The sequence below is a fragment of the Actinotalea soli genome (assembly GCF_017565425.1).
Taxonomy (GTDB): domain Bacteria; phylum Actinomycetota; class Actinomycetes; order Actinomycetales; family Cellulomonadaceae; genus Actinotalea; species Actinotalea soli.
Genome location: NZ_JAGEMK010000002.1, coordinates 26289 through 40121, shown reverse-complemented (window position 1 = coordinate 40121; position 13833 = coordinate 26289). Strand labels below are relative to the sequence as shown.

Here is a 13833-nt window from a genome sequence, read left to right as displayed (position 1 = left end):
CGTCAGGGCGTCCGTCGGCGCCGGACCACGAGCCAGGCGACCACGCCACCGACCACGACGACGGCGCCGATGCCCAGCACCCACGGCCAGACGGCGCCGCTCTCCTCCTCGTCCTCGGTGGTCGCGGTCTCCTCGGTCGAGGGGGCAGGCTCCTCCGTCGGTGTGCCCTCGGGGGTGGGCTCGGCGGTCGCGGCCGGAGGCTCGGTCCCCTCGGCGGGCTCCTCCTCGGCGGGCTCGGCGGCGCCCTGCTCGACCGAGAACGGGATCACGCCCTCGATGGGGTGCCCGTCCGAGGACACCACGCGCCAGGTGATCGTGTACTCCCCGGCCGGCATGCCCTCGGTCAGGGGGACGGTCACCTCCTGGCCCTCGACCACGGGGTCGCCCGCGGCCCAGTCCTGCCCCTCGGCCTCGACGGTGACCTCGTTGCCGAGGTCGAGGATCCCCGCCGAGTAGGTGAGGACGATCTCCTCGGGCGGGGTCGCGAGGCTCTCCTCGGCGGCGGGGGTGCTGCCGGTGAGCTCGTCGTGGGCGTAGGCGGTGGTCGGGGCGAGGAGCAGGGCGCTCAGCAGCCCCGCCGTGGCGGCGGTGCGCAGGGTCAGTCGTCGTGCGGTGGTCATGGCAGTCCTTCGTCTGGGGTGCGTCGTGGTCGGTGGCGTCTCAGGCGAGACGCGGGGGACCGCGACGGGCCACCGCGGCGGCGAGGTGGAGCAGGTGCAGGTGCTCCCGACCCTGCCCGACGACGGGGAGGACGGCGCGTCGAGGGTCGGCGGCCGGCCGGTGCGCGAGCAGCTCGCGGGCCGGGGTGACGGCACGGACGACGCGCCGACCCAGCGCGACCAGCCCGACCAGGGCCCGCTCACCGCGGTGCAGGGCTGCGACCGTGACGACCGCCGCGAGGAGGTGTGCGAGCCACATCGTCAGCGGGCCGTGGACGAGCACGGCGCCGCTGGTGAGCGTGCTGCCGTCGGCGACAGCACCCCCGCCCAGCAGCGCGCTCCCGCTCAGGGACGTGCTCCCGTCCGTGAGGAGCCCGTGGTGGCCGTGGCCCGTCGCGCTGCCCGCCGTCGTGCTGCCGGCCGTCGTGCTGCCCAGGACGAAGAGGGTGTGGAACAGCAGCTGGCTCGCGGCGACCGAGAGGGCGAGGCGGGGGAGCGAGAGGCGCCGCCCGGCGAGGACCACGCACACGGCGCTCGCGAAGACCACGGGGACCAGCACCCCCGCGAGCCCAGGGGGCGCCCCGCCCGCGAGGAGGTGCGAGGCCCAGGCGACGAAGGTCGAGAAGCCCGCCGCGGCGAGCCCCCGCGCGGCCCGGGTGCGCCCCCTCATGTGCGCGCCTCGGGCCCGTCTTCGGCCTCGGCCCGGGCGGCGTCGGGCCCCACACCCTGCTCGGCCGCAGCCATGGCCTCGGCCGACCGGGCGAGGGCCGCGGCGTCCTCGTCCTCGTCCTCCATGCGGCTCTGGATCCCCGAGACCTGGCGCAGCGGGACCTCGGGCAGCGCGAAGGACAGCAGGAACGCGACGGCCAGCACGGCCCCCGCCACGAGCAGCACGGTCGAGGTGCTCTGCGCGAACCCCTCGGTGAAGGGGGCGGCGAGCCGCGGGTCGAGGGCGCCGATGAAGGAGGAGTCGTCCAGGGAGGGGAGCGGGCCGCCGTCGAGCATCTGCAGCACGGGGGCGTTGGCCGGGTCCTCGACCACGGCAGGGTCCTCGAGGGCCGCCTGGAACGGTGCGGTGCCGAGGGCCTCGGTCACCCCCTCGCGGATCCGCTGCCCCACGGTCGAGAAGAGGATCGAGAGGAACACCGCGGTGCCGAGGGTCCCGCCCATCTGCCGGAAGAACAGCGAGGAGGCCGTCGCCACGCCCATGTCCCGCGCGGGGACGGCGTTCTGGACGGCGAGGACCAGGGGCTGGAAGCAGAACCCGAGGCCGAGCCCGAAGATCACCGTGCGCCAGCTCACGTCCCCCATGGTCGAGGTCGCGTGCAGCTGGGAGAGCAGCAGGGCCCCGACGGTGAGCAGGAAGGTGCCGGTCACGGGGAAGAGCTTGTAGCGGCCGGTGCGGGAGGTCGTCTGCCCCGCGACGACCGAGGCGAGCATGATCCCGCCGGTCAACGGGATGAGGGCCAGTCCTGCGGCCGTGGGCGTCATGCCCTTCGCGATCTGGAAGTACAGGGGCAGCGTCGCGAAGCCGCCGAACATGCCCATGCCGATGATCGTGTTGATCACGGCGCTCGAGGAGAAGGTCCGGTTGCGGAAGAGGCGGAGCGGCAGCAGGGCGTCGTCCCCCGCACGGCGCTCGGCCGCCAGGAACAGCCCCAGCCCGACGACGGACAGCCCGTAGCAGGTGAGCGCCACGGGGGAGGCCCAGCCCCACCCACGGCCCTGCTCGGCCACGAGCAGCAGGGGCACCAGGGTCAGCACCAGGGCCAGGGCGCCGGGCCAGTCGATGCGGTGCGTGCGGCGGGGGATCGGCGGCAGACGCAGCACCCGGGTGATGACCACGGCGCCGAGGATGCCGAAGGGGACGTTGACCAGGAAGATCCAGCGCCACCCGGTGATCCCGAGCAGCGTCTCCGTCCCCGCGAGGGCCCCGCCGATCACAGGGCCGAGCACCGAGGAGGTGCCGAAGACCGCGAGGAAGTACGCCTGGTAGCGGGCGCGGTCCCGCGGGCTGAGCAGGTCCCCGAGGATCGTGATGGCCAGGGACATCAGCCCGCCCCCGCCGAGGCCCTGCACCGCGCGGTAGATCGCGAGCTCGTACATCGACCCCGCGGTCCCGCACAGCAGCGAGCCGAGCAGGAACAGGCCGATCGCGACGAGGTACAGGGGCTTGCGCCCGAAGATGTCCGAGAGCTTGCCGTAGAGCGGGGTCGAGATGGTCGAGGTCATGAGGTAGGCCGTGGTGACCCAGGCCTGGAGGGACAACCCGTCGAGATCGTCCCCGATGGTGCGGATGGCCGTCGCGACGATGGTCTGGTCGAGGGCCGCGAGGAACATGCCCATCATCAGCCCGCCGAGGATGGTGAGGATCTGCCGGTGGGTGGGCGGGACGAACCCGCTGGTCACGGCGGGGGTGGTCCCGGTCACAGCGGCGCCTGGGGCGGTCGGCTGGCTCACCAGCGCACCTTACTCCCGGCACCTGACGGGGGATCGACGCGGCTTAGGCTGGCGGGGTGCCCCCACCTGCGACCTCCACGACCCCCGCCGCCCCGGCCCCGGGGCGCGCGGAGCAGGTGACCGTGCCCGCGCGGCTGCCCCTCCTCGGCCTCGTCGGCGGGGTGGTCGCCGCCCTGCTCGCTGTCGTGGCGGCCGCTGCCTTCTCGGGCGCCGCCCTGCCGAGCGCCCTCCTGGACCCCGGGGCCGTGGTGCGGTGGGGCCTGCCGGTCGCGACCGTCCTGGTCGAGCTGACGGCCTCGGTGGCCCTCGGCGCCCTGGTGCTCGCGGCCTTCGTGCTGCCCCGCGGTGGCGGCCGGTCGGGCTCGGACGGGCGCGCGTGGCCCTCGACGATGCTCGTCGCCTCGGTCGCGGCCGGGGCGTGGGCCGTGCTGAGCCTCGTGCACCTGGTGCTGACCTACGGCAGCATCTCCGGCACGCCGCTGAGCAGCCCGAGCTTCGGCTCCGAGCTCGGCCTCTTCGTCACCCAGGTGTCCCTGGGGCGCACCCTGCTCGGCATCACGATGATCGCCGCGGTCAGCTGCGCCCTGGCCCTGCTGGTCACGACGCCGGTCGGGGCGCTCGGCTCGGCCCTCGTCGTCTCCGCGGCCCTCGCGATGCAGGCCGCGACCGGGCACACCGTGGGGAGCACCAACCACGAGCTCGCGATCTCCTCGCTCTTCCTGCACCTCGCGGGGGCCGCCGTCTGGATCGGCGGGCTCGGGGCCCTGGCTCTGGTCGCCCGCAGGCTCGGTCGGGACCTCGCGCCCACGGTCGCCCGCTACTCCTCGATCGCCGCCTGGTGCTTCGTCGCGGTCGCGGTCTCGGGGGCGGTCAACGGGGCCATCCGGCTCGGCGGGCTCGACGGCGTGACCTCGCGGTACGGCCTGCTGCTGGTCGCCAAGGTGGTGCTCTTCGCGGTGCTCGGTGGCCTCGGGTGGGCCCACCGCCGGCTCGTCGTCCGCCGGCTCCACGAGGTCGCCGCCGGCCCCGCGGGAGCCCGCCAGGCCTCGGCGGGGGTGCCCGGGGTGTTCTGGCGGCTCGTCGCCGTCGAGCTGGCCGTGATGGGTGCCGTCTCCGGGGTGGCCGCGGCCCTGGGGTCCTCGGCCCCGCCCATCCCGCAGGAGCCGCCCACCGACCCGACCCCTGCCGAGCTCGTCACCGGCCACGCCCTGCCCCCGGCCCCGACCGCCGAGCTCTGGCTCACCAGCTTCCGCTGGGACCTCGTCCCGGCCCTCGGCTGCCTCGCCGCCCTCGTGGTCTACCTGCGGTGGGTGCGCCGGCTGCGCGCCCGTGGTGACCAGTGGCCCGTGCTGCGGACCGCGAGCCTGGTGGTCGGCGTCGTGATCTTCGCCTGGACGACCTCGGGGGGTGCGGCCGTCTACGGGCACGTGCTCTTCAGCGCGCACATGATCCAGCACATGACGCTGGTGATGATCGTCCCGGTCTTCATCGCGCTCTCGGCCCCGGTGACCCTGGCGGCCCGGGCGCTGCCGTCCCGGACCGACGGTTCCCGCGGCCCGCGCGAGTGGCTGCTCGGCCTGGTGCACTCGCGGTGGGCGGGGTTCTTCGCCAACCCGGTGGTCGCTGCGGTGAACTTCGCCGGGTCGATGATCGTCTTCTACTACACCGACCTGTTCTCCCTGGCCCTGACCACCTACCTGGGCCACCTGCTGATGATCGCCCACTTCACCCTCGCGGGGTACCTGTTCGTCAACGCCCTGGTCGGGGTGGACCCGGGGCCCACCCGCCCGAGCCACGCCCTGCGCCTGCTGCTGCTCTTCGCGACGATGGCCTTCCACGCCTTCTTCGGGGTGGCGCTGGTGAGCAGCGAGACCCTCCTGGTCCCCGACTGGTTCGGGCTGCTCGGGCGGCCCTGGGGCCCGCCGGCCCTCGAGGACCAGCAGATCGGCGGCGCGATCACCTGGGGCATCGGCGAGCTGCCCATGCTCTTCCTCGCGATCGCCGTCGCCATCTCCTGGACCCGGGACGACGAGCGCACCGCCCGACGACGCGACCGTGCTGCGGACCGCGACGGCGACGCCGAGCTCGAGGCCTACAACGAGATGCTCGCCGCGCGGGCCGGCACGACCGAGCAGCCCCGCCGGGGCTGAGGCGAGCGGCCGCCCTCCGCGCGCCACGGCCGGTGCGCGTGGGACCACGGTCCCCGGGCAGCAGGCCAGGTCCGCGCGTCAGGCCGGGTGAGATCCGCCGTTCAACAGGCGGCACCTGCCCAGGTCCGGAATGCTCCGTGGTTGACCGGGTGACTCAGTCACCCGCTGACACGGAGGTTCGACCATGGGTATCGGCAGCGGCATCTTCCTCATCGTGGTGGGCGCGGTCCTCGCCTTCGCGGTGCGCGACTCCTGGGACGTCGTCGACCTGACCGTCGTCGGCTACATCTGCCTCGGCGCGGGGGTGCTCGCCGTCATCCTGTCCCTGGTGCTCAACGCGCAGCGCGCCAACACCAGCCACCGCGAGGTCGTCGAGCGCCACGACGACCGCACCCCGCCGCCGGCCGTCTGAGGTTCGGCAGGCCGGTCCGAGGGGCCCTGGCTCATCCGGGGGCGTCGGCCCCGGGGTCCTCGGTGAGCGACGACAGCGCGTCGCGGATGCTGCGGGCCTCCGGGCCGTCCGCCTCCGCACCGAGGACGGCCAGGGCGTCACGGAGCAGGGAGCGGGCGCGGTCCGGGTCGCCCGCGCCGGCGGCCAGGCGCGCCAGTCCGTGCAGGCCCCGGGACCGCTCGAAGCTCAGGTCGAGCCGGGTCGCGATCTCGAGCCCTTCGTCGAACGCGCGACCCGCCGCGTCGGTGTCGAGCCCTTCGAGGTGCTCGCCGAGGTTGACGAGCGCAGCGGGTTCCAGCGCCGTGATCTCGTGGGCGCGCGCGTACTCCAGGGCCTCGCGCTGGAGCTCGACGGCATCGTCGAGCTGCCCCCGTCGGGCGAGGGCGTTGGCGAGGTTCGCGAGGCCGTAGCCGTGCATGGTCGAGTCCCCGAGGGCGCGCGAGACGTCGATGCCCTCCCGGGCGGCCGCCTCGGCCCCGTCCGCGTCACCGGTCAGGAGCAGGACCTCGCTCATGTTCGTCAGGGAGGTGGCGACGGCTCCGAGGTCGTCGCGCGAGCGGGCATCGGCCAGGGCCTCACGGTGGTGGTCGAGGGCGCCGTCGAGATCACCGAGGCGCCGCAGGATCACGGCGATGTTGTCCGTGAGGAGCGGGATGGCCTCGGTCATGCCGTCCTCGCGGGCGAGGACGAGCGCCTCGTGGAACCGAGCCTGGGCTTCCCTCAGGTCGCCGTTGTTCGCGGCGAGGATGGCGAGGGCGTTGCTGGCCGCGTACACGGGCCGAGCGGCGCCACCGAGCCGCCCGAGCTCCTGCGCCCGCAGGAGGTGCCCCGCGGTCTCGGGGAGACCCAGCCGCAGCGCCGACTGCCCGACCGCGAGCTCGGCGAAGGCCTGCACGACGGGGTCCTCGGTGAGGTTAGCGGCCCGCACTGCCGCCTGGTGCAGGCCCAGGGCGAGCGTGGAGCGTCCCTTGCCGTCGAAGTGACGGCTGAGCGCCAGGGAGAGATCCGTCGTGACCCGCGGTCGGGAGCGCTCACTGGCGAAGGCGAGCTGCACGAGGGCGTCGAGCTCGCTGTCGAGCCACCGGGCCGCGGCGGGAGGGTCCTCGTGCGCCCCAGGGCCCTCCGCGGCGGGCAGTGATCCGGGGTAGAGCATCCGTGCGGCGTCCTGGGTCCGGCGCACCATCTCGTCGGCGAAGCGTGAGATGGCCTCGTCCCGTGCTGACGGGGGGTCCTCCTCCCAGGTGCGGGCGAGCGCGAAGGTCCGCACGAGGGCATGCAGCAGGACGCGACCTGGGGTCGGGCCCCCGAGCAGGCAGCCGGCGCGGTCGAGGGCCGCGAGGTCGGCGCGCGCGGTCCTCGGGGTGACCCCGAGCAGCACGGCGACGGAGTCGAAGGAGATCTCCAGGCACGGCTGGGCCGCGAGGAACCGAAGGGTGCGGCGCGGGCCCGGGGGGAGGGCGTTGTACGAGAGCGCGATCGAGGCCTCGACCGGGATGTCGAGGTGGCGCGCGGAGATCCGGGCCTCGAGGGCGTCCACGTGGTCGGCCAGCGACCAGTCGGGGCGGTCGCGGACCCGTGAGGCGGCGAGGGACACCGCCAGGGGCAGCCCGCCCACGAGCTCCTCGATGCGGTCCGCGGACCCCGGGTCTGCGTCGACGCGCGCGTCGTCGGCGACCTCCCGCAGCAGCGTCGCCGTCTCCCCGGACGTCCACGGCGAGAGCAGGACGCCGACGACTCCCGGCAGGCCCAGCGACTGCCGTGTCGTGAGGAGCACGGGCGTGCGAGGGCCGGCCCCGAGGAGCGGGAGCACCTGGTCCGGGTCCGTGACGTCGTCGAGCACCAGGCCGGTGCGTCGCGAGGTGAGGAGGTCGGCGAGACGCCTCGCCCGCTCGTGCGGTCCTGAGGGGACCGGCGCGTCGGGAAGGAGGGTGCGCAGCAACGACTCAGAGATCGCCGACCACGAGGGCGAGTCGCCCGACCGGGCGGACAGGGCGACCACGACGACGTCCTCGAGGTGGCCCGCCGCGTGAAGGTCCGCCATCGCCTGGCGCGCGAGGCAGGACTTCCCGATCCCCGCCATGCCCTCGATCACGACCGGCCGCGCGGCGCTGACGCACGCCTCGAGCTCTGCGGCGCGTCCGACGAAGGGCATCTGCCGGTCGGGTACCCCGCGCCGGACCACGAAGACGTCGTTCCTCGACCGCCCGTCCTGCGCCCGGGCGCACCGGACGCGCCACCGCGCCAGCTCGTCGCCGTCGATGTCGAGGACCTGCGCGATGTCGGTCACCAGGTCGACGTCGAGCCGTTTGCGGCCCGTGGCGAAGCTGTCGTACACGGTGACCCGGCCCGGCGCGTGCGAGGCAGGACCTCGCGCGGCGCGCAGGACGCCGACCCGACGGGCGATCTCGGTGTACGACGGCGACCCGGCGGCGGCTCGCCAGGCGTGCAGCTGCGCCGCGACGTCGTCGAGCGTGTCGACGGCGGACAGCCTCGCGTCCCTCGTGGTCACAGCGCCCCCTCGAGCCGGTCGTCAGGTCCGGCTCACCCTAGGCCGCCGTTCGGGATCGTTCGGGAACGCTCCGGTACGCGGACGTCCCCGCCACGCCGGTGCCAGCCTGTCGACAACCACGGACGGCGGTACCGGCGGTGCCGCGGACGGGGTGGACCACCATCATCGGCGAGCACCGCTCGCGCCCGGACGCAGGAGGACGACGATGAAGCGCAGGGCACTCAAGCGGGCAGCGGCCACCGTACTGGTCTCGGCGGGGCTCATCACCGCGACGGCCGGTGCCAGCTCGGCCGCGTGGTATGGCGCGTGCGACGGGGCCGACTGGGTCATCTGGGACGGGAACGGCAACTCCATGATCTGGCACGGCAAGTGCTCCTGACCTCGCTGGAGCGAGGCCCCGCCGCCTGATCGGGCCGGCACACCGCACGGGGGAGCCTCCGCGAGGGGCAGGCTCCCCCGTGCCGTGCACCCGGCCCGCGATCGCGGGCCCGGCCACGACCCCCGACCACCGCCCTCTCGTGCCTCTCTCGGGCGACTTTCCCGCATCAGCTTGGTGAGAATGAAAACCATTCTGTACGGTGCGGCTCGCGTGCCTTCGGCGCACGCGTGACGCACGTGCCACCAGGGGGTGGCCTGGAGAGGGATCACCGTGACGACTGCCGCGCGCAGCAGACCCATGACCGCCGTCCTGGGGGTTCTCGCCCTCCTGGCAGCCCTGGTCGTACCGATCGCCGCAGGAGCCCCGACGGCCTCGGCCGCCGTCGTCCCCGACCGGGCGCACGTGCTGACCCACGGCCACGTCGACGGCTTCGAGGTCTCGTACGACGCCGGCACGGGGAACCTCGTGCTGAGCGTGAAGGACGACACCCGCATCTACGACTCGGGGGCCGTCTACCGCTCGCCGGAGAGCACCACCTTCGCCTACGCCGACGAGCGTCTGGTGGCTACCCTGCCGCCCGCGAGCGGCGTGTGGGCCTTCCTCGGCGCGTACGGCGGAACCCCGGCGTGGCTCGGCACCCAGACGGGCAGCGAGCAGGGTTACGCGCCGTGGGTCGGCTGGAGCACCGAGCGCCTGATCCCGACGCTGGCCGGGACCGGCATCACCCCGGCCGCCGGGATGCCGGTCTCCCTCGCCGTCCAGATCTCGGGTCCCGGCGACGTGTTCGCGTTCCAGAACGACTCGTTCGGCTCGCCCATCAACCGCTACGTCGACACCACGACCTCCGGCGGCGGCACCATCCCCGTCTCGGCGAACGCCCACGTCCACACCAACTGGGTCTACACGGCCACCGGCGACTACACCTTCGTCGTCACCCCGTCCCTCGCGACCACCGAGCACGGCACGATCACCGGCCCTCCGGCGACGTACCACGTCCGTGTCGGGGACCGTGCCCCGGAGCCCGAGCCCGTCACCACGGCCCTGGCGATCGCGGTGGACTCCGCCGAGCTGGTCGAGGGCGAGACCGCGACCTTCACCGCCGCGCAGGAGCCGGTCACGGAGCTGACCACCTACCGCTGGGAGGTCGCTCCCGCGGGCAGCGACCAGTTCGTCGCCGTCGAGGGGCAGTCCGGTCCCTCGTACGCGCGGGCCGTCACCACGGCCGACGAGGGCGCCCGGGTGCGGGCCGTCCTGCTCGACGGCGAGCGGGTGGCCGGCACCTCGGAGGCCCTCACCCTGAGGGTGAGCGCTGCCGACCCGGACCCTGAGCCCGACCCGGACCCGGACCCGGACCCGGAGCCGGACCCGGATCCCGAGCCCGAGCCCGTGACCACGACCCTGACGGTGTCGACCGCCACCACCAGCTACACGGTCGGCGACACGGCCCGCTTCTCCGTCGTGCAGTCCCCCGCGACCCCGCTGACCACCTACCGGTGGGAGGTGCGCGCCGCGGGTGAGCAGGAGTACGTGGCCGTCCAGGGCGCCACGCGCAGCACCTACCAGCGTGCGATGACCCTGGCCGACGACGGGGCTCGGGTCCGGGCCGTCCTGCTCGACGGCACCCGGGTGGCGGGCACGTCGCCTGCCGTCACGGTGACCGTGGGCACGGCGCCCGAGGTAGAGCCTCCGCCGAGCCCGGGCCGACGCTACGTCCTCACCCACGGGCACATCGACGGCTTCGAGACGCGGTACGACCGCGTGAGCGAGAAGCTCGTGCTCTCGATCAAGGACGACACCGGGATCTACCAGTCCGGGTCGGTGCACCGGAAGCCCTCCGAGGTGACCATCGCCTACGAGGACCCGCGCGCCGAGCAGCGCCTGCCCGCGGCCCAGGGGGTGTGGTCCTTCCTCGGCAAGCACGGGGGGAAGACCGCGTGGATGGGCACCCAGACCGGCACCGACCAGGAGTACCTGCCGTGGGTCGGCTGGAGCACCGAGCGGCTGCTCTCCTCCCTCGAGGGCACGGGGATCACCCCGGGCCTCGGCTCACCGGTCACCCTCGACGTCGTCGTGGACGGTCCCGGGGACGTGCTCACCTTCCAGAACGACTCCTTCGGCAACCCGATCAACCGGTACATCGACACCACGACCTCGTCGGGCGGCACCATCCCGGTCACCGCCAACGCGCACGTGCACACCAACTGGGTCTTCACCGAGCAGGGCGACTACAGCCTCACCGTGACCCCGCGCCTGCGGACCGCGGCCGGGCGCACCATCGCCGGGGACCCCGCCGAGTACCACGTGCGGGTCGGGGCCTACACGCCCGACTGGGAGCCGCTGACCGACGCCCAGCTGACCTCCGCCAACCGCGGGGACCTCTCGCTGGACGCCCGGAGGATCCCGCTCGGCTCGCCCGTCGTCGTCTCCTCGCCGGACTTCGCCGAGGGGCAGGACGTCGTCTCGTACGTGTACTCCGAGCCCACCAACGCCGGGGCCAGCCGTGCCCTCGGCGGCGAGGTCAGGGTGCGGATCCCGGTGTCCGTCGGCACGGGGGCGCACAAGCTCGCGGTGTACGACGCGGCCACCGGGGACCTCCTCGGCTGGACCCCGTTCACGGCCGTCGCCGCGGCAGCCGCCCCCGTCCCGGCGCCGGGCGGGGCGGAGGCCGGCGGCGGGACCGACGCCCCGGCGGCGCCCGCCCCCGTGGTCACCGAGGAGAAGTGCATCCCCACCCCGGTGACCACTGAGGAGGAGGTCCCGGTCCTGGACGGCGTGACCGGGGGGCACTTCGACTTCGGCTCCCGCATCGAGGGCGGCCAGATGGTCGCCTCCGTCAAGGACGACAGGCAGCAGCCGGCCAGCTGGGTCGCGCCGGGCTCCTTCGTGTTCCGTCTGGCCGACGCCGCGCAGGACGAGGTCCCGGCAGGCGGCGACTTCGCCTTCCTCGGGGAGCCCGGGTCGACCATCTGGTCGGTCGGGCAGGTGCAGAAGCCCGGTGTGCCGTGGCTCGGGTGGAACACCCAGCACCCGTCCCTGGTCGAGGCGGCCTCGGGCCCGGTGACCTACACCCTCGACGGCGTGTCCGGCCCAGGGCGGCTCGGGATCTACGCCACCGGGAACTTCGGCGGGGTGGGTCAGCGGTACCTCGGCACCATGGCCGGCTTCCCGCGCAGCATGTCCGTGCCGCTCAACCAGCACGTGCACGGCAACTGGGCCTTCGACGCCCCCGGGGTCTACCGGGTGACCCTGACCCAGTCGGTGCCGCTGGCCTCCGGGGGCACCGCCTCGGACACCGCGACCCTGACCTTCTCGGTGGGGGACAGCTCGGGCACCACGACCACCACGACCTACGTCGGCAAGACGGCGGCCGGTGAGGACTGCGAGCTGAGCGCCGAGCAGAAGGCTCAGCTCGCGGCGACCGGGCTCGACCCCACCGCGCCCCTCGCTCTCGTCGCCATGCTGCTCGTGGTCGGCTCGGCCATGCACCTCGCGGCACGTCGACGTCGGTCGGTCGCCCGTCCGTGAGATCCGACCGGACCATCCCTGCGGCTGCTCGCGCGACCCGAGCAGCCGCAGCCGGTGCCCTCGTCGCCACCCTGGTGGGGTGCGGGACGACGGGCACCGGCCCGGCGGGGGGGCCGGACGCCCCGCTGAGCGTCGTGACCACCACGGAGGTCCTGGCCGACCTCGCCCGGAACGTCGCCGGGGACCGTGCCCAGGTGACCTCCCTGGTGCCCCGGGGCGGTGACCCGGCCTCGCACGAGCCCTCTCTTCGGGACGTGCGGGACGTCGTCTACGCCGATGTCGCGTTCTCCGGCTACGCGCTGCTCGAGGGGCCCGCGCTCACCTCGACCCTCGAGGCCAACCTGCGCGCGGAGGCAGATCACGTCGTGCTCGCGGAGGCCGCGGTCAAGTACGCCGCGACGATCATCCCGCTGGTCGAGAACGTCAACCTCGACACCCTCTGGCTCGGCCTGGCGGTCACCGGCACCGGCGAGCGGCACGGCGCCACCCGGGCCTCCGACGTCGAGCTGCGGGCGGTCGGTCTCGACGGGCCGGGGCAGCTGACCGGCTACGTCACCGAGACCTTCGGTCAGCCCCGGGTCTTCCTCGACTCGGCTGACGGGTTCGACGACCACGACGCCGTGACCCTCCCCACCGACGCGCACACCCACATGAGCTGGACCTTCTCCGAGCCGGGTGTGTACGCCCTGGACGTCGAGGCCGAGCTGCACCCCGCGCCCGAGGCCGACCCCGTGTGGTTGGGGCGGACGACCGTGACCTTCGCGGTCGGCGTCGAGCCGCACGAGGTCGCAGCCGCCACGGGTGCCACGGTGCTCGACGACGGCCACGCGGACCTCGCGGTCGAGCTCGACCAGGGGGCGATCGTGCTGGCGGCAGACGCCACGGACGACCACGGCTCCCACGACGGCGAGGACGCCTCGGGTGATCACGGGGGTGACCACGACGGCCATCACCACCACTACTCCGACCCGGAGCAGACGCTGATCGCGGTGCCGACCAAGGCCCTCGCCCCTGTGCCCGCCGGCCCCGACTTCGCCTTCCTCGGCCGGGCGGGGGACCAGATCTACCAGCTGCCCCAGGCGGTGCTCGGCAAGCACGTGCACGGGGAGATCGACCCCCACCTGTGGCAGGACGTGCGCAACGCCCAGGCCTACGTCGAGATCATCCGCGACACCCTCGTCGAGGCCGACCCCGAGGGTGCCGAGGAGTACCGCGCCAACGCGGCCGCGTACCTGCGGGTCCTCGAGGAGACCGACGCCGACGTGCAGCGGACCATCGCCGCCGTGCCCGTCGAGCGGCGCTACCTCGTCACCACCCACGACGCCTTCGCCTACCTCGGTGCCGCCTACGACGTCGAGATCGCGGGGTTCGTGACCCCGAGCGCCGCGACCGAGCCGAGCGTGGCCGAGCGCGCCCGTCTCACCCGGACCGTCCGCACCCTGGGCGTCCCCGCCGTCTTCCTCGAGCAGCACCTGGCGGCACGGTCCGCGGTGCTGACCGAGGTGGCCCGCGAGAACGGGATCGAGGTCTGCCCGATCTACTCCCAGTCCTTCGACCGGGAGGTCACCACCTACGTCCAGATGGTGCGGGCCAACGCCGACTCGATCCATCGCTGCCTCAGCTGATCTGCCCGCTCGAACCGCCTGCCCCGACCAAGGACCTGACATGACACCCCGCTCGGCCCCACGCGTGCCATCCGC

At 74.1% G+C, this 13833-nt stretch carries 9 protein-coding genes; 5 read left to right on the top strand and 4 right to left on the bottom strand.

The features are described from left to right. Positions 1–2 precede the first annotated feature (2 nt). Genes J4G33_RS04435 through J4G33_RS04425 form a run of 3 tightly spaced genes read right to left on the bottom strand, consistent with a single transcriptional unit; the run spans position 3 to position 3089 of the window. Positions 3–620, bottom strand: a complete 618-nt coding sequence (locus tag J4G33_RS04435) for a copper resistance CopC family protein (RefSeq protein ID WP_208054738.1) — start codon at positions 618–620, stop codon at positions 3–5. Positions 621–660: 40 nt separating this feature from the next. Continuing rightward, complete coding sequence (locus J4G33_RS04430; RefSeq protein WP_208054737.1) at positions 661–1329, bottom strand: hypothetical protein; 669 nt, start codon at positions 1327–1329, stop codon at positions 661–663. Beyond that, on the bottom strand, positions 1326–3089 hold the full coding sequence (locus tag J4G33_RS04425) for an MDR family MFS transporter (protein WP_372435026.1): 1764 nt from the start codon (positions 3087–3089) through the stop codon (positions 1326–1328). Before J4G33_RS04425 ends, J4G33_RS04430 begins: the two co-directional genes overlap by 4 nt. Positions 3090–3175: 86 nt before the next feature. Here J4G33_RS04425 and J4G33_RS04420 point away from each other — a divergent pair, with 86 nt between their 5' ends. Continuing rightward, on the top strand, positions 3176–5269 hold the full coding sequence (locus J4G33_RS04420) for a bifunctional copper resistance protein CopD/cytochrome c oxidase assembly protein (RefSeq protein ID WP_307793745.1): 2094 nt from the start codon (positions 3176–3178) through the stop codon (positions 5267–5269). 184 nt (positions 5270–5453) lie between these two features. Beyond that, a complete protein-coding gene (locus J4G33_RS04415; protein ID WP_208054736.1) occupies positions 5454–5681 on the top strand; it encodes a DUF6458 family protein in 228 nt (75 codons plus the stop codon). A gap of 31 nt (positions 5682–5712) precedes the next feature. On the opposite strand, the gene J4G33_RS04410 is transcribed toward J4G33_RS04415, so the two are convergent. Then, complete coding sequence (locus J4G33_RS04410) at positions 5713–8229, bottom strand: tetratricopeptide repeat protein (RefSeq protein WP_208054735.1); 2517 nt, start codon at positions 8227–8229, stop codon at positions 5713–5715. Between the two features lie 205 nt (positions 8230–8434). Between J4G33_RS04410 and J4G33_RS04405 the strand changes: the two genes are divergently transcribed. From J4G33_RS04405 to J4G33_RS04395, 3 genes are all read left to right on the top strand, one after another. Continuing rightward, complete coding sequence (locus J4G33_RS04405) at positions 8435–8608, top strand: hypothetical protein (RefSeq protein WP_208054734.1); 174 nt, start codon at positions 8435–8437, stop codon at positions 8606–8608. A gap of 297 nt (positions 8609–8905) precedes the next feature. Then, positions 8906–12133 carry a TIGR03773 family transporter-associated surface protein gene (locus J4G33_RS04400; protein WP_208054733.1) on the top strand — a complete coding sequence of 1076 codons (3228 nt, stop codon included), beginning with the start codon at positions 8906–8908 and terminating at the stop codon, positions 12131–12133. Next, positions 12130–13758 (top strand): anchored repeat ABC transporter, substrate-binding protein, encoded by a 1629-nt coding sequence (locus J4G33_RS04395; RefSeq protein ID WP_208054732.1) that lies wholly within the window; start codon positions 12130–12132, stop codon positions 13756–13758. Before J4G33_RS04400 ends, J4G33_RS04395 begins: the two co-directional genes overlap by 4 nt. Positions 13759–13833: the final 75 nt, after the last annotated feature.

Bases quoted from the DNA above. Each gene is read 5' to 3' on its own strand.
- J4G33_RS04435 (WP_208054738.1), bottom strand. From the start codon at position 620: ATGACCACCGCACGACGACTGACCCTGCGCACCGCCGCCACGGCGGGG.
- J4G33_RS04430 (WP_208054737.1), bottom strand. From the start codon at position 1,329: ATGAGGGGGCGCACCCGGGCCGCGCGGGGGCTCGCCGCGGCGGGCTTC.
- J4G33_RS04415 (WP_208054736.1), top strand. From the start codon at position 5,454: ATGGGTATCGGCAGCGGCATCTTCCTCATCGTGGTGGGCGCGGTCCTC.
- J4G33_RS04405 (WP_208054734.1), top strand. From the start codon at position 8,435: ATGAAGCGCAGGGCACTCAAGCGGGCAGCGGCCACCGTACTGGTCTCG.
- J4G33_RS04400 (WP_208054733.1), top strand. From the start codon at position 8,906: ATGACCGCCGTCCTGGGGGTTCTCGCCCTCCTGGCAGCCCTGGTCGTA.